Origin of the sequence: Fluctibacter halophilus (genome assembly GCF_020687825.1) — a bacterium.
GTDB lineage: Bacteria > Pseudomonadota > Gammaproteobacteria > Enterobacterales > Alteromonadaceae > Fluctibacter > Fluctibacter halophilus.
In genome coordinates this window covers 12,920-29,790 of the sequence record NZ_JAJEWP010000007.1, presented here as the reverse complement: position 1 = coordinate 29,790, position 16,871 = coordinate 12,920, and the positions used below count along the sequence as shown (strand labels likewise).

Sequence of the window (16,871 nt, the reverse complement as noted above, 5' to 3'; positions counted from 1 at the left end):
AGTATGCCGAAAAGACCATGGCATGCCCATAGGCCAAAAGTCATTTTTTCGAACGTGACTTTTGGCACTGTGGCTTGTTTAACCGTTTTATTAAGCTGCCTCTATCCCGTTGATAGAGGAAAGACACATGACATATTTACATTCTGGCTTGTTTATCTTGCACGTTCTGGTTGGCAGCATGGCACTGCTGCTGTTTTGGATCCCCACCATGAACCGTAAGGGCAGTCTAGACCATCGACGTTTTGGGCGCTATTACAGTGTGGCGATGTATACCGTGGCCTTCAGCGGGGCGATGATGGCACTGCTGGTGTTGTGGGACCCGATTGCGATCAAAGGTCATCTGCGCCGAGCGGACACGTCCATCGAACAATTCTCCCAAGCCATTCGGGCATTCTGGTATTTTCTATTGTACCTGTCATTGATCACCTTCGTCAGTGTGCGTCAGGGTAATGCAGTGTTGCGTCACAAAACTAACCGTATAGCCCTTCGCCAATGGCACTATCAGGCGCCGTTGCTGGTTTTACCCTGTGCCGCCCTGATGAGCCTTTACCTGGGCATCACCCGTCAGCACACCTTACTGATCATCTTTGCTGGACTGGGGCTGTTCATCGCCTTTGGCATGTTACGTTACTGCTGGGCCAAGCAGGTTCACGCCAAGGCCTGGCTGGTAGAGCACCTTGGCGCAATGATCGGTTCAGGGATCGGCGCACATACTGCGTTTCTGGCTTTCGGTGGGCGCCAACTGATCAGTGAATTTGGTCAATGGCAAACCCTGTTCTGGGTTGCTCCAGGCATTATCGGTGGCATAGCCATCGCCCGCCTTAGTCGCCGCTACACACCGGCACCAAAACAACATCAGGAGGCCGTATGAAAAAGGCTCTTTTTCTGAGCGGCGTGATGGTGATGGCCGGGTGTCTGATGTCAGCTCACGGGGCGTCGCCAGGCATTCCATTGGAAACCTTGCCAGCTAGCTTCAATACCCTTGATGGGAAAGCATTAGATACCCTGGAAGACCAACTGGATAGCGCCATTGATGCCTCTCCCATCAATGCAGATGCTTACTACTGGCGGGCACGGGTACTGTCTCGCAAAGCGTCGCAGAACTGGTTAAAAGCACCATTTCTGGCCCCCAAAGCCAAACAGGATTTTGAACAGGCCCTGGCCCTGGCCCCCGAAAACCCGACGTTTCGCCTGGGCTTGTTTATGTACCTGATCAACGCACCGGCAATTGCCGGTGGCGATGAAAGCAGAGCCCGTGGATTACTGACATCATGGTGGTTATCCCAACCAATGACCGCATTTCGTGCCCAGCTCGCCTGGTTACGACAAGATAACGATGACGACGCCATACAACAACTGATCCGTGCAACCTTTGACGCATACCCTAAGGCGTGTGAAACCAATCTGGAGCTGGGTTTTCTTCAACAGCGTCATGAGAACTTTGTTGCTGCTCATCAGGCATTTACTGACGCCAAGAGGTATTGTAACAACAGCAATCAGAGGTTTGAGCTGTGGCAAGCCACCTATCAAACCGGCCGGAATGCGGTACTCGGTAAACAAGCGGTTGAAGAAGGGGCAAGCGCCTTGCGGCACTACATCGTCCACGCGCCACAGGACAGCCGTTTGCCGTCAAAAGCCTGGGCAGCCCTCAGACTTGCCCAACTTCAGCTACAGCTAAGGCACGTAAGACAAGCCCAACAGCTACTCATTGAGTATCAGGAAACGAGAGATGAGCAATGGAAAGCCATACACGCGAGTGTTCAGCAGCAAGTGGATAGCCTGGTTAGTAACGCTCAGCGGGTGTCTGAAGAGTAACCCGGTAATGTAGCCAACTGTTGCTTGAGTGCATTGGAAATCCGTTCCTGCCACTGGGCGTGCCGACGGTGGATATGGTGGTACAGGGGAACCGGATACAGGGCAATGTGTCGTGTCTCCTGTTGCAAGGCCGGAGGCAGGCCTTCGGAGCGCCCTATCAGCAACACATAGTCAGCGCGCCCTTGTTGGATCATCGCGGTTGGCGCGTGGTAAACATCCACCACCGAAAGTGTGGCTTTTACCGACAAGCGCTGACGAATCTCTTCCACCGCCCCTCTGATACCGAAAACCTGAACCTTTTCATCAGTGAGAATATCAGGGGTGCACGGTTTGGCGGAATGGCACAGCAAATACAAGGTAGCTTCGACAATGGCAGGGTCAACGCGCAATAAGTTCGGGTATGATGACGATAGACCCGCCCTGCCCAACACATCAGCATCCGTCATACCACGGTTGAGCATCAGCAGACGGCGGTCTGCTGAGACTTCCACCAGACGGATGTCAATGCCAAGACGTGAATAGGTGCGAGCAATCAGGTCGTTAAAGGGCTTGGCTTGAGGGTGAGGCACATAGCTGACCAGCCAACTTTGTTCGGACTGTGGTTGTCCCATGGCGGTAGCACTTACCAGCCATAACGCGATCACGAGAAAAAATTGTCCCATTGGTTGCCTGCTCATCAAACCAAGGTGTAGTATGCGCCAAAATCTATTCCCCTGCTATGCGACTTTCGACTACCACTAACGTCGCACACCATTCTTACTGACATGGCTTGCAAGGCGCCGCCGACTGCACTTTATTTAACAGTACAGCAAGCCAACGTTTGTCTTGGAGTAAGGATACAACACAAAAGGAGTCGCTGATGAGAAACAATCAACCGGTAACCCACAGAGAATTTACCTTTCCCGGCGATTATCGCCTGATTTCCGGTACCGATACCCGCGGCGTCATTACCTATTGCAACAAGGCATTCGTTGAAGTCAGCGGATTTTCCCAACAAGAACTGATTGGTAAAAACCACAATATCGTCCGTCATCCGGATATGCCCCCCGCCGTGTTCAAGGCCATGTGGGACACCCTGTCACAGGGCAAGGTATGGATGGGATTGGTCAAAAACCGACGCAAAAACGGCGACCACTACTGGGTCAGTGCCTTCGTGACGCCCGTGTTTGAAGATAACCGCATCGTGGGTTACGAGTCGGTGAGAGTGCCCGCATCTGGCGCAGAGAAACAGCGGGCAGAAAACATCTATCAGCGGCTACTCGCCGGTGAAGGCCCTCGCAACCTGGCAACCCGTGTGCGACATGCTTTTCGCACCGTCGGCCCCAGCCTGCTGCCCGGACTGCTCGGAAGTGTTGCCCTTGGTGCGTTTGTCGATAGCACTGCGGCCATCATCGGACTGCTGATGACGCTGGCAACAACGGGCTGGGTTATGCATCGTCAACGCAAGGACTGGCTGAGCCTGATCAACTTCAGCACAGACAGTTTTTCCGACCCCGTGGTGGCAGAAACCTACTTCACCGACAGCGGTCTGCAGGCCCGCGCCAAACTTGCCATGGCCAGTGCACTGGCCCGTTCAAGCACCGCGTTGACCCGTATTGAGGATGCTGCCCGCCAGCTTGACGGCATCGTGCAAAATACCCATCAACAGGCTGAGTCCACGGCCGCAGCGGTAGAACAGCAAAATCAGGCCACCCAGCAAATCGCCTCGGCGATTACACAAATGTCGGCCGCGATCCAGGAAGTCGCTGGAAATGTGGAGCAAAATGCCGAAAATGCCAGAGACGCACTGGAAAATACCGATGCCGGCACTGCCCGGGCCAAAGAAGCCCGGCTGGCGATTGATCAGCTAAACAACGCGGTCAGTTCTATCGCAAAAACGGTAGCAGAACTGGCCGAGTCGACCCATGAAATCGGCCAGGCTGCCAGCCTTATCTCCACCATCGCGGAACAAACCAACCTGCTGGCATTGAACGCCGCCATTGAAGCGGCCAGGGCTGGAGAACAGGGCCGCGGCTTTAGTGTCGTTGCCGACGAAGTGCGTTCCCTGGCATCGAAAACTCGCGAGTCCACCGACCGTATACATGAAATTGTGGATGTGCTGACCCAGCGGGCAGAAAACGCCGTTGCCGTCTCCAAACAGGGGGAAACGTCAGCTGCACAGGGAGTCGACATTGTACAGCGCACCAGTACCGCCCTTGAAGACATCCATCAGGCGGTTTCCACCATAACCCACCTGACCGTGGATATGTCGGCGGCAGTGGAACAACAAAGCAACGTTGCAGAACACATCAATCAGCAAATCGTGGAGATTGCTGACAGTGCCCAAACCACCAAAGAGGCGGCGGAACATTCCCTGCAGGCCAGCACAGAGTTGCAGGCCCTGGTGCTCAACGTTCGCTCTATCATCAAACGCTTCAGCACAGGGCGCGTGAACAACAACAACTAGTACCGCTGTTTTGTGCTGCACAAGTTCAACCGCTCGGGCTGTCTGAGACAGACAGTCCGGTTTGTGCAAAGCGCCAGTCAAAAAGCTGGATTTAAACCTTCGTCACTGGCCGCGCGACGAATACGGCATATCCAATCAATTGTCCCTTTAGTCATGCGTATCGCACCGTTGTTCCTGTCCCTTTGCATCAGCGTACTTGCCAAACCGCTGTTCGCGACCCAGTTTTCCACGCAACAATCGCTGGCGATGGAGGTCGGTCAGGCTGCCATGGCGCATGGAAGAGGCTACCACATCGTTCTGCGCTACCTCTCCGGTCAATCTATTCCTGACACTGCGCAAGTACATGATATACCTGCAGATGGCGATTATTTTCCTGACGGCCAATTTCTCATTGTGAGAGGCAACCTGACCCACGACATTGTACTGGAACCCATGGCACAACTGGTGGTTGCTGGCGACATTGCAGCTAATGTTCGTGTGCAAGCGCTGGGAATGGCCGATATCTACATTGGTGGAGATATGCAGGGGGCGCTCAGACTCAGCAGTAGCACGAACATCGTGATTGGTCACAATTTCACTGGCCGCGTCGAAAGTGGTAAGCCGTCCACCACCCTGATCATTAACGGAGACTACCAGGGCCAAGTTCAACCTGCCAATGGCAGAGGCATGCTAGTACTGACGGTCAAAGGGCATACTCCGGCTCGTGCCATCGATGCCCTGTATGACGAGGATTTTACGTCTGTGGAAGGCCACTTTGCCCATTCGGATCGCCGTAAAGGCATTTATCACTTTGCCCATGCCTGGCAATTTTATGTGATCGCCCACAACTGAGCGTTGTTGGCCAGCCAGAGGCACAAAAAAGGCGTCCATCAGGACGCCAAAGGTACACACGACACACAGTGTCAGGAAAAGAGGATTGGGCCGCTAACAGCAGCCCGATGAGATGATCAGTAGAACTCGTAGCTGACACTCAAGGTTGCATTGCGGGGCATGATGAACCGACCGTTCGGTGCCGTCGGGTTACGGGGATCCCCTTCGGTCAGTGCATCTTCGTCGGTCAGATTCTGTACCGCCAACTCCAGTTTCAGGCCATCACCGTTACTGATCACAAAGCCCACATCAAGCTTTTCATAACCGTCCAGTACAACGGTATTTTCGTTGTTGGCAAATCGGTCATCCACTGCCGACAAGGTGCCATACAAGGTGGCGTAATACTCGCCCACATCGAAGTCGTAACTGGGGGTCAGACGCAACTGCCAACCGGGCTGACGCTGGGCTTCATTGCCTTCGTTGGCCGGACTTTCGGTGATTTCGGTGTCCTGAATAGTGGCATTCAGGTTGATTGAGAAACCACTGTCATTGAAGTAGGCCGCATCGATTTCCACCCCATACGCTTCATTGGTAAGGATTTCTGCCGGGTCACCGGGGCGACGTACAAAGGTGTCACCTTTCACTTCATTGAAAAAGCCGGTCGCATAGACATTAAAATTGGCGCGTGCCAGTTTGTAGCCCAGCTCATATTGGGTCACTTCGGCAATCAGATCTTCGCCAGATTGATAGGCGCCCCAGTTATCCCGGAAATCATCAAAGTAAGGCATTTTTGAACCTTCACTGGCACGGGCAAAGAGCCCCATGTCACGCTCAAACTGCCAGTTGATGCCGACGGTCCAGGCGGTGTCGCTCTTGTCGTAATCCACGGCTTTGGTGATCACACCGTCCAGTCCTTCATCCACCGTGTAGTGAATTTCATGGTTTTCCCGTCGGATCCCGATGTCACCGCTCAATGCATCAGTAAACTGGTACTCAAACGCGCCGTAGAACGCCTGGGTCTGTCCGTCACCGGTGGAATTAATGTCGTAGTTCCAGCTGCAGCTGTCGGCATTGTCATTACAATCAATGCCGGTCAGTGCCTCGCCCCCCTGAGCAACCACATGGTAGGCCTGATTGCCCAGCGACCACCAGTCGTTGGCCGAATAGTCCGAGGTGTACAGGCCTAATGTGGCTTCGAAACGGTCGCCGGTTTTGGTGAACGCAAGATCATTGGTAAAGGCTTCAATGTCCTTGCGCACCACCCAACGGCCGATTTGTTGTACCAGCGTGTCTCCGGCATAGGTTTCACCGGTCACCGCACCGGTGGCAGAACTGCCGTTGTCCGCCACCGAAGACAGACTGACCGGACTGCCTTGTGGCACCAATCCCAAGGTGTCGGCATCACCGGAGGTATACGCAAAGCGGTCGACAAAGGTCCAGCCATTGCCCAGTTCCAGATTGATACTGCCCCCGGTAATCGCGCCGTCCCAGCCACGGCCCTCGCCAAAGTCAAAGGATTCAGACTTGCCATCGGCGCCATACTGGATGGTGCCCTGTCGGTTCAGTGTGCCCAATTGGGTGAAGCTGTTGTCCACACCGTCAACCAGTGGGGTCGGCAAGTACCAGGCACCGTGATCATCAGTGATACGGGTAAACAGATTGATTTTGCCGTTGTCGAGCACTTTGGTGATATTAAGGGTGAACTGTTGGCCTTTTTCCGAGTTGAAGCCTGCGTCACGCAATCCAGAGCTCTGCTGCACATAACCGCCGGCCATAAAATACAGATCATCTGCCAGCTTGCCACTGAGTACGCCGTCGATGCGCTGCAAGTCATAATCAGAGGTGGTGTATTTGATCTTACCTTCCAGACTTTCGCCCCCTTCCTTGAGCAGGAAGTTGGTGGTTAGTCCAGGCTGGCCATTGGAGACCACGGCATTGGGGCCACCACGCAGGGCATCCATGAAAGACACCGTCTCATCAACCCGGAACAGGGTCGAATTTTCCAGAAATGATAACGTAGGAGGCTGGAATACCGGCACGCCTTGCAACTGCACGGTCAGAAAAGGGGCATCGCCACCACCGGGGAAGCCACGCACGAAAACGTTCGCGCCGGACACGCCACCGGAACTTTCTGCCCAAACACCAGGAACCGCTTTGAACAAATCAACCGTTGCTTTGGGTGCCAGCTTTTTAATTTGATCTTCGCTCAGTGAGGTGGACGCATAGCTGGCATCCACTTTGCGCATTGCCGTACCGCTGGCGGTACCGGTCACAATGATCTGTTCAAAATAGTCTTGTTCGGCTTTGCTGTTCTGATTGTCAGCATCCTGCGCCAGGGCTGCACCGGGCAACGCCAGGGCCAAAGCGATGCAATGCGCCACAGGGTTCTTGGCACGCAGCGGATTAAAAGCTGATGTGTTCATAGTGTTCGTCCTGTTCTGCTCCCCGACCGGCAAAAAGCCGAGGACTTGTTTGTGTGGTTTATGTTAACTCTATGTAAAGATGCAATCGATTGCAATACCTTTTTGCAAACGATTGCAATTTTTCATTAACGTGCTTTTTTTACTGTCGCTGTGAACACTTTTTCGATACGCTAGCCTCAGGTTTACCAAGCAGGATGGCAATGACCAAAAAACTCTCAACCCTGGCAGACCTGGCCCGTGAAGCCGGCGTCTCAGAATCAACGGTCTCCCGTGCCCTGAGCAACAACACGCTGATCAGTCAGAAGACCCGCGATCGGATCCAGGCATTGGCGCACGAGCATAATTTTACACTCAATACCGCGGCGCGGAATTTACGCCTGCAAAAATCCAATACCATTGCCGTGGTGTTGTTGATTGACTCGGATGCTGATCAATCCGTCAGCGATCCGTTTATTTTGAGTATTCTCGGCGTGATTGCCGATGAACTCAGTCAGCACCGTTATGATGTCTTGCTGGTGTCACACCGGACCAAGGATGCAAAGAACATACGTCAGTACCTGGACACCAAACGGGCAGACGGCCTGATCGTGTTCGGCCAGGGTGACAGTGGCGAACATTTGTCCGCACTATTGAACCAGAACCTGCCCGTGGTGGTGTGGGGCGCGCAGACACCAGCAGCGAGTTATGTCACCGTCGGTACTGACAACGTCCTGGGTGGACGCCGGGTAACAGAGCACCTGCGCGAGCAGGGTTGTCAGCGCATTGCGTTTGCCGGTCACCTGTCGTTCGAAACGGCACAACGTTACCAGGGCTATCGACAGGCATTAGAAGCCGCAGGTTTACGCAATAGCCACCACCTGGACATTCATTTCAGTTACGAAGACGCCTATCAGGTGACCAAAACCCTACTGGACAATAATGAGTTTAGTTACGACGGCGTGGTGGCAGCCAGTGACAGCATTGCGCTGGGCATGATCCGCGCCTTGTCTGAAGCCGGCAAACGGGTGCCTGAAGATGTCGCGATCACCGGTTACGACGATATCGCCGTGGCTGCGTACATGCAGCCGTCTCTGACCACCATTCGCCAGGATACCCGTGCCGGTGGCACGTGCCTGGTCAATACCCTGCTGGCGCAACTGGCGGGCGAATCGGTGCAGTCCACATTACTGGATACGCCGTTAATTGTTCGCCAGTCGAGTCAGCGCGGAGGTCAATCACACCAGTAAACGCTCAATATCATTGATGCGGATATCACCGGTGCGGTCCACCCAGTGGTTCGCCAACGGCAATGCCGAACGCGGACCCACGCCAATGGCTGGCATACCGGCCGCGCGAATCGCCTCAACCCCGGCTGCGGCGTCCTCAACACCGACGCAATGGCGGGGTTCAACCCCCAATGCTTTGGCCACGGTGAGAAAGATTTCCGGATCCGGCTTAGGGTTCTGGATACGATTGGCATCGGCAATGAAATCAAATTGGCTGGTCAGCGCAAGGCGTTCTAGCACAACAGCGGCATTCTTGCTCACCGAAGCAACCCCCAGGCGATAACCTGAGGTTTGCAAGGTCGACAATAACGCCGGGACGCCGGGGAACACGTCCTGTGGCGTTATCCCCTCGATCAGATGCTGATAGTGAGTATTCTTGCGTGCCGCCAACCCATCCCGTTGTTGCGCATCAAACCTGTGAGGGCTGTGCGCCAGGATCCGCGCCAACGAGGTCATCCGGTCGATGCCTTTCAGATCCTCGTTCATCTGCCGGTCAAAGGGTGCATCAACCTCCCGGGCCAACTGCAACCAGGCCTGGAAATGAAACTCTGCGGTATCGGTGATCACGCCATCCAAATCAAATATCACCGCCCGGTTCATGCCACCACCTCGACCGTCACTGATGGCTGCTGGGCGCTGATGTGGAGTTGCTTGCCGGCACAGAATACTTCAGCTTGGGGGCCTTCCAGCCACGTCAGTGTTACGCGGTTTGTACTGTTGGCACTGATGTTGATGCGCGTCTGACGAACACAACAGTTCAACGACACATTCCCCCAGGAGGAAGGAATGTTTGGGGCCAGGTGCAAGCCATCCGCGCGTACCCGCATACCAAGAAAACCAAACGCCACACAGCTCCAGCTTCCGGCCATGCACGCGGTGTGGATACCGTATTCAGTATTGTGGTGCAGATTGTCCAGATCCATCCGCGCCGAATCGACAAAATAGCGATAGGCGGCCTCTGACTGACCGGTTTCACAGTATTCAATGCTGTGGATACAACTCGACAACGTCGAGTCGTGGGTGGTCAACGGTTCATAATAGGCCAGGTTACGGGCTTTCTGCGCCTGACTGAAGGCATCGTCACCCAGGTACATGGCCAGCACCACATCGGCCTGCTTGATCACCTGATGGCGATAGATCACCAGCGGATGGTAGTGCAGCAGTAAGGGACGCTTCTCTGCCGGGTGGTTAGCCAGGTCCCAGCGCGCTTTGTTCAGGAAAGTATCGTCCTGAGGGTGGATCTGGCGCTGTTGATCATAGGGCAAATACATCGCATCTGCGATCTTTTGCCAGGCCATAAGTTCATCTTCAGTCAGCCCAACCCTGGCTTTCAAATCGTTTAACGATGAAGGGTTTGACTTGAGTAATTGCTCACAAACCTCTATCGCAAACCGCAGGTGCTGCTGCGCCATGAAGTTGGTGTAAAAATTGTTGTTTACCACCGCAGTGTATTCATCGGGTCCGGTCACACCGTCAATGCAAAAGTCCCCCGTGTCAGTAAAGTGACCCAGTTGCAGCCACAGTCGCGCGGTCTCCACCAGCATCTCGGCGCCATAGTCCACCACAAACTGCCAATCGCCGGTGCTGTGCCAGTAGGTTTTGATCGCATGAGCGACCGCGGCATTGATGTGGTATTGCGCGGTGCTGGCTGGGTAGTAGGCCGAGCATTCCTGACCACCGATGGTTCGCCAGGCATATAGCGCGCCACTGTCATGAGACATCTGGCGGGCTCTCTGGCGAGCCGCATCGAGAGTATTGTAGCGGTACATTAACAACTGGCGGGCGATGTCCGGCTGGGTCAGGGCAAAGAACGGGATGATATACACTTCGGTATCCCAGAAATAGTGGCCGTCATAGCCGGGTCCGGTCAGCCCTTTGGCCGCAATGGCACTGTGACCGTCCCGCCCCACCGATTGAAACAGATGAAACTGGGAAAAGCGCAGCCCTTGCTGAGTCGCTTCATCACCTTCGATGGACAGGGTTGCATTGCGCCAAAAGTCATCAAACGCCTGCTGTTGCTGCGCCATGAGATTGTCCCACGACAATGAACGAACAGCGTCCACCCGTGCTACATGTTGTGTGTCGAGCGCTTCGGGATCACGGCTATGGGTGTACACCACCTTTCGGGTCCAGCGAATGGTCTGCCCTGCCACCATGTGCCACTGATAGCCCAGCCCTGGGCGCTGCTCCGTTTGCTGATCCGCTGCCACCTGGGTCGACACCGAGCAGCTATCCAGACACTGAGACCTGACCCAGAAGTCCGTACCTTTGACCTGATGGGTCAGGGTAATACTGGACGCCGAGGCATCGATATCGCAGGCGACGGGGTGCAAAGCCTGTTGAATGGACAAGTCTCCGGCACGGGGATCGTTGGCATCTACCCCAGACTCGGCGTAGCGGGCATCAAGGGCAGTGAGCAAGGATACCGGGCCGTCATAGTCCACAGATGTCACGGTGTATTGCAACGCCATCAGTTGTGGATGTGCCACACTGACTAACCGCTCAATACAGACCTGAACCCGTCCTCCGCCGCCCAGTTGCACGGTGAATTGCCGGGTCAGTACGCCGTTTCTGAAATCCAGCGAGCGGCTGTGATCACTGACCGCCTGCATATTATCCAGCCAGATGGCTTTGGGATTGGGCACCTGCAACAGCTTCTGATTGTGCGTGGCAAAACCGTACGCCGATTCGCCATACGGGATCGGCGATTGACTGAATACACCATTGAGATAAACCCCTTCACAGCCAGTCGTCCCGATAAGATCGCCCTCTTCCAGCGTCCCACGGGTACCAATGTAGCCGTTGGCCTGCGCAAACAAGGTTTCGACGTGACGCCAGTTGGTGTCCTCGTGCAGCGATTGGCGCAGTTGCCAGGCCTCGTCTGATGGCCGTTCAGTGGTCTCAAGGGTCACAGAATCTCTCCCCATTTGGCAGTAACAATGTCGGCATCATACAACTTATGCAATCGTTTGCAAAACAAAATTTGTGGTGTACACTGCCCTCCATTAACATTTCATCAACATCAAGCATTTGGCGCCCTATGACAAAACACACTCACATCAATGGCCCTCGTCTGCTGCTGCTTCTGGTCAGCACCTATCTGATCTTTGCGGTTTTGCTCAACAGTGTCGGCAGTGTCATTTTGCAGAGCATTCTGTCCTTTGATGTCAGCAAGCCACAGGCAAGCGTATTGGAAGGGTTTAAAGACATCCCAATTGCCGTCGTGTCATTCCTGTTTGCGGCCTACCTTCCCCGTTGGGGCTACCGGCGGGCATTGGTACTGGCCATGGTGTTGGTCGCAACCGCTTGCGTAGCAATGCCATTGCTCAGTAGCTTCTGGATGACCAAGGTGTTATTTCTGACCGTCGGTGTGAGTTTCGCGCTGGTAAAAGTGTCGGTGTACTCGTTGTTGTCGTATGTGAATACCGGTGCCGACAAACACGCCGCCAACATGAATGTGCTGGAGGGTTGCTTCATGCTCGGGGTGCTGGCGGGCTACTGGCTGTTCGGCGCCTTTATTGATCAGCACACCCCGGCGTCGTTGAGTTGGTTGAATGTCTACTGGGTATTGGCGCTGGCATGTGGCCTTAATCTGATCTTTATTCTCACCAGTATGCCGGATATTCGCACTCAACAGACAAGCGACAATGCCGAAGGTGGCTTTGTCGACATGCTGAAACTGGCCACCTTGCCGTTTGTGGTCACCTTTGTGCTGTGTGCGTTTCTGTATGTGCTGATTGAACAGGGACTGGGCACCTGGCTACCCACGTTTAACAATGAAGTGCTGGGCCTACCCGCCAACATCAGTGTGCAGATCACCAGTGTGTTTGCCGCCTGCCTTGCAATTGGCAGGCTAAGCGCCGGTGCTGTGCTGCGCTGGATAAGCTGGTTTCCACTGTTGCTGGTGTGTCTGACTGTCATGGCAGTACTGCTGCTGGTCGTCATGCCGTTGCTTGAACCCAGCCAACAGGTGGGCAGTGTTAAAGGTTGGCAGGATGTGCCGATGGCAGCCTTCGTATTACCGGCCATCGGATTGTTTATGGCACCGATTTATCCGGCCATCAATTCTGTCGTACTCAGCGCACTGAAGCAGCAACAGCAAGCCGCCATGACCGGGTTGATCGTTATCTTTTCAGCACTGGGGGGCACACTTGGCAGCATCATCACCGGCATGATTTTCGAGTACGCCGATGGCCATACCGCGTTTCTGTTTATGCTGCTCCCCATGGGGTTGCTGGGAGTATTGTTGGTCGCTTTTCGCCGCGGCGTATTGCGTGAACAATCGCCGTCAGCTGCCGCAGTGTCCTGAACGTGGAACGACTGCGCCCGGCAAATACTGCCGGGCGTTACGATGCGAGTGCGTAGTGACGCCATTCAGGACTCACCGCGCTAACCTTCCATCTCCTCCAATTCCTTGCCTTTGGTTTCATGCACCAACAGGCCGACGAAACCAATCGACAACACCGCACAAACGGTATAAAAACCATAGGCTCCCGCCAGACCAATGCCGCCCAGCATGATCGGGAAGGTCATGGTGATGGCAAAATTTGCGCCCCACTGGAACAGACCGCTGACGGCCAATCCTGATCCCCGGATCTGATTGGGGAACATCTCTCCCAACATCACCCACATCACCGGTCCCCATGACATGTTAAAGAAAAACACATAGGCATTCGCCGCCACCAGCGCCAACGGCCCCATATCCCCAAGCTGCAATTTACCTGCTGCATCCAGATCAGCACTGAGAAATGCCACCACCATCAAACCCAGCGTAATTGACATACCGACAGAGCCCAACATCAGGAAAGGTTTACGTCCCACCTTATCAATCAGGTACAGGGTGATTAAACACGCGGCGATACTCACGGCACCACTGATCACGTTGATCAACAATGCATCGCCTTCGGAAAACCCGACTGCCTGCCACAGCACCGCGCCGTAGTAAAACACCACATTGATACCGACCAGTTGTTGAAAAGTGGCCAGCCCTATCCCCACCCACACAATCTTGCGGACTTTGCCGCTGTTGCGGTCCAGCAAATCGGCAAAGGTGGGTTGATGGTCGTCTGCCAGCGAGTCTTCAATGTCCTCAATTTTGCGTGTGGCATCGGCCTCACCGTACAGTCGGTGCAACACTGCCATGGCGTCCTGGCGGCGCTTTTTGATCATCAGGTAACGGGGACTTTCCGGGATCCCAATCAACGCCAGCAGAAAAATCACTGCCGGCACCAGTTCCATCCAGAACATCCAGCGCCAGGCTTCAAAGCCCAACCAGAATTCGGCCGTCGACACCCCCGCCGTGTTGGCCAACAGATAATTGCTCACAAACGCACAGAACAAGCCCCCAATGATGGCAATCTGTTGCACGGTTGCCAGCGTCCCCCGGATCCGCGCGGGGGCTATCTCGCTGATGTAGGCCGGCGCCATGACCGACGCGGCCCCTACCGCCAGACCGCCCAGGATCCGATACACCACAAAACCAAATGACGTATCTGCGGCGCCCGAACCCCATGCACTGATAATGAACAACATCGCAGTAACGATCAGCAAGGTCTTACGGCCATACCAATCCGCTAATCGACCGGCCATGAACGCTCCGACCGCACAACCTAACAGCATGCTGGCGACGTTAAATCCGGTACCGATGCTGTCCGATCCGAATGCTTGTTGCAGACCGTCGACAGTGCCATTGATTACGCCGCTGTCAAAGCCAAACAAAAAACCACCGATGGTGGCGACACAGCTGATCAGAACGATCAATCCGAGGTTTTCCTGATTCGATTGCAAAATGGTTCTCCTTAAAAAGATCAGCGTGCCAAGGCAACAAGCGCGTTCGGCTGCAGCTCGTGAACAGATCACAACTCCATGCTAATCTAGCCCTTGTCGATATTGATCACCAGTGTTGCCGACATGAATACGAATGCGGCTGCACACGTTAAATTGCCACAATCGCGACACAAATGACCATGTTCAGCCCTTTACAGTGACAGGATTAGCACCATGCCTCAACCCGTTCCGCGCATCTCTCTCGACGATCCTCAGGCGTTACTGTCAGTGTTACAACAACAGTCCGGCCCGGTAGTCCTCGAGCAGTTGGTGGCAGACTGGCCGATGGTCAGTGCGGCCCGAGACAGTGATGCGGCATTGCTTGACTACCTGCGCCGTTTCGATGTCGGCAAAATGGTCAAGGCATTTGGTGGTGACGCCAGTATGCAAGGACGCTATTTCTACAATGACGACATGAGCGGATTCAATTTCAACTCCGTCTCTTTGCCTTTTACCGATGTCTTGGAACGGTTGGGCCGGGCACCTGAAGAAGATGAACCGGCCCATTTTTATGTCGGTTCGACGACACTGGACAGCTGCTTACCTGGCATTCGTGACAACAATGATGTGGCACTGACAACAACCAATCCTCTGGTCAGCCTGTGGCTGGGTAATCAATCTCGCATCGCCTGTCATTTTGATGCGCCCAGCAACCTTGCCTGTTGCGTAGCAGGGCAACGACGCTTCACCCTGTTTCCGCCCGAACAAATTGCCAATTTGTATCCCGGCCCGGTGCACCTGACGCCTGCAGGCCAAACCATCAGTCTGGTGGATTTTCACGCTCCGGATCTTGAGCGATTCCCGCGCTTTGAAGAGGCCCTCAAGCACGGTCTGATTGCCGACTTATCGCCCGGAGATGCGCTGTATGTACCGTCAATGTGGTGGCACCATGTGGAAGGGTTGAGCACCGTCAATGGGCTGATCAACTACTGGTGGCGGGACGAACCCGCTTATCTTGGCCAGCCGATGGCGGCTTTGGAACATGCGTTGTTAAGTTTGCGCCAACTGCCAGCCTCACAACGACAAAGCTGGCTGGCACTGTTTGACTATTACATTTTTGCTGACAACGATCTGGCCACTGCACATCTGCCTGACCACCTGCTCGGCCCGCTGGGTGACATGGACGAACGCCAGGCCAGAACCTTGCGCGCCATGTTGCTCAATCGATTGAACCGTTAGCGGAATCAAACGTTTCCTAAGACGCCTTTTTCGTCGCAGCATGGGGCGCACTTGCCTTGAAAAGTGTCAAACCACCACCACTTACCTTGTATACTGATTGGGGATATCACCCTGTATCGATTACACAAGGACTGCCGCATTGAAGATTACTTTAGGCATCGTGATGGACCCAATCCGGGACATCAACATCAAAAAAGACACCAGTTTTGCAATGCTGCTGGAGGCCCAGCATCGTGGCTATCAGCTGATGTACATGGAAATGGCCGACCTGTATCTGAACAATGGCCAACCCATGGCACGGATGCGTCCGTTGTCGGTGCAGCGGGACGCCGAACACTGGTTTGACCTAGACGATGCCGAAGAACGCAGCCTGGCTGAGTTGGATGTCTTACTGATGCGTAAGGATCCCCCCTTCGATGGCGAGTTTTTGTATGCGACCCAGATGTTTGAGCTGGCGGAACAAGCTGGCACGCTGGTGGTCAACAAGGCCCAGAGTCTGCGCGATTTTAATGAGAAACTGTTTACCTCCTGGTTCCCGGATTTAATCCCGCCGACCCTCGTCACCCGCCGTGATGACTTGATCAGGGCGTTTCATCAGCAACACAAAGACATCATCTGTAAACCCCTTGATGGCATGGGTGGCACATCCATCTTCCGGGTTAAGGAAGACGCCAATAACCTCGGCGTGGTGATCGAAACCCTGACCGCCAGAGGGCAACAATATGCCATGGTACAGCAGTACCAGCCGGCCATTAAAGACGGCGACAAGCGGATACTGATTGTCGATGGCGAGGTGGTGCCGTATGCCCTCGCCCGCCTACCCACCGGCACGGAGACCCGCGGCAATCTGGCCGCAGGCGGTACCGGGCGTCCGCAACCGCTGAGCGACAGCGACCTTGCCATTGCCCGCGAAATTGCCCCGACACTGAAAGAAAAAGGCCTGTTGTTTGTGGGGCTGGACGTGATTGGCGATAAGGTCACCGAAATCAATGTCACCAGTCCAACCTGTGTACAGGAACTTGAAGCCGCCTACCCGGTCAACATCTGTGCAATGCTGATGGATGCCATCGAAAAGCGACTGCACGCCAACCGACAGGAGTAAACCAG

General features: G+C 54.5%; 13 protein-coding genes. 8 read left to right on the top strand and 5 right to left on the bottom strand.

The window, feature by feature from the left end; genetic code table 11:
* Window positions 1-127: 127 nt before the first annotated feature.
* Entirely contained in the window at window positions 128-871 is a 744-nt protein-coding gene (locus LJ739_RS17395; protein ID WP_229162545.1) for a hypothetical protein, read from the top strand.
* Window positions 868-1,815 (top strand): hypothetical protein, encoded by a 948-nt coding sequence (locus LJ739_RS17390; RefSeq protein ID WP_229162537.1) that lies wholly within the window; start codon window positions 868-870, stop codon window positions 1,813-1,815. The genes LJ739_RS17395 and LJ739_RS17390 overlap by 4 nt, the downstream gene beginning before the upstream one ends.
* Here LJ739_RS17390 and LJ739_RS17385 read toward each other — a convergent pair.
* The gene (locus tag LJ739_RS17385; protein WP_229162535.1) at window positions 1,794-2,477 is read right to left on the bottom strand and encodes a type 2 periplasmic-binding domain-containing protein; all 684 of its coding nucleotides are present in this window, start codon (window positions 2,475-2,477) and stop codon (window positions 1,794-1,796) included. The two genes, LJ739_RS17390 and LJ739_RS17385, sit on opposite strands and share 22 nt — an antisense overlap.
* Before the next feature lie 197 nt (window positions 2,478-2,674).
* On the opposite strand from LJ739_RS17385, the gene LJ739_RS17380 reads away from it, so the two are divergent.
* Together LJ739_RS17380 and LJ739_RS17375 are read left to right on the top strand one after the other, a co-directional pair.
* Window positions 2,675-4,261: a methyl-accepting chemotaxis protein gene (locus LJ739_RS17380; RefSeq protein ID WP_229162533.1), complete on the top strand. Its 1,587-nt coding sequence runs from the start codon at window positions 2,675-2,677 to the stop codon at window positions 4,259-4,261.
* Between the two features lie 153 nt (window positions 4,262-4,414).
* A complete protein-coding gene (locus LJ739_RS17375; RefSeq protein WP_229162531.1) occupies window positions 4,415-5,092 on the top strand; it encodes a hypothetical protein in 678 nt (225 codons plus the stop codon).
* A 116-nt stretch (window positions 5,093-5,208) separates the two neighbouring features.
* Here LJ739_RS17375 and LJ739_RS17370 read toward each other — a convergent pair whose 3' ends face one another.
* Entirely contained in the window at window positions 5,209-7,494 is a 2,286-nt protein-coding gene (locus tag LJ739_RS17370) for a TonB-dependent receptor (protein ID WP_229162528.1), read from the bottom strand.
* Window positions 7,495-7,694: 200 nt separating this feature from the next.
* Here LJ739_RS17370 and LJ739_RS17365 point away from each other — a divergent pair, with 200 nt between their 5' ends.
* Complete coding sequence (locus LJ739_RS17365; RefSeq protein ID WP_229162527.1) at window positions 7,695-8,720, top strand: LacI family DNA-binding transcriptional regulator; 1,026 nt, start codon at window positions 7,695-7,697, stop codon at window positions 8,718-8,720.
* Here the strand turns inward: LJ739_RS17365 and pgmB are convergent.
* Together pgmB and LJ739_RS17355 are read right to left on the bottom strand one after the other, a co-directional pair.
* Window positions 8,709-9,359 carry a beta-phosphoglucomutase gene (gene pgmB / locus LJ739_RS17360; protein WP_229162526.1) on the bottom strand — a complete coding sequence of 217 codons (651 nt, stop codon included), beginning with the start codon at window positions 9,357-9,359 and terminating at the stop codon, window positions 8,709-8,711. The two genes, LJ739_RS17365 and pgmB, sit on opposite strands and share 12 nt — an antisense overlap.
* On the bottom strand, window positions 9,356-11,671 hold the full coding sequence (locus LJ739_RS17355) for a glycoside hydrolase family 65 protein (RefSeq protein WP_229162525.1): 2,316 nt from the start codon (window positions 11,669-11,671) through the stop codon (window positions 9,356-9,358). Before LJ739_RS17355 ends, pgmB begins: the two co-directional genes overlap by 4 nt.
* A 128-nt stretch (window positions 11,672-11,799) precedes the next feature.
* Between LJ739_RS17355 and LJ739_RS17350 the strand changes: the two genes are divergently transcribed.
* The gene (locus tag LJ739_RS17350; protein ID WP_229162524.1) at window positions 11,800-13,068 is read left to right on the top strand and encodes an MFS transporter; all 1,269 of its coding nucleotides are present in this window, start codon (window positions 11,800-11,802) and stop codon (window positions 13,066-13,068) included.
* Between the two features lie 80 nt (window positions 13,069-13,148).
* Here the strand turns inward: LJ739_RS17350 and LJ739_RS17345 are convergent, their stop codons facing one another.
* On the bottom strand, window positions 13,149-14,546 hold the full coding sequence (locus tag LJ739_RS17345; protein ID WP_267494471.1) for a sugar porter family MFS transporter: 1,398 nt from the start codon (window positions 14,544-14,546) through the stop codon (window positions 13,149-13,151).
* 213 nt (window positions 14,547-14,759) lie between these two features.
* Here LJ739_RS17345 and LJ739_RS17340 point away from each other — a divergent pair, with 213 nt between their 5' ends.
* Complete coding sequence (locus LJ739_RS17340) at window positions 14,760-15,764, top strand: cupin-like domain-containing protein (RefSeq protein WP_229162522.1); 1,005 nt, start codon at window positions 14,760-14,762, stop codon at window positions 15,762-15,764.
* Window positions 15,765-15,903: 139 nt separating this feature from the next.
* Window positions 15,904-16,866 carry a glutathione synthase gene (gene gshB / locus LJ739_RS17335; RefSeq protein ID WP_229162520.1) on the top strand — a complete coding sequence of 321 codons (963 nt, stop codon included), beginning with the start codon at window positions 15,904-15,906 and terminating at the stop codon, window positions 16,864-16,866.
* Window positions 16,867-16,871 lie beyond the last annotated feature (5 nt).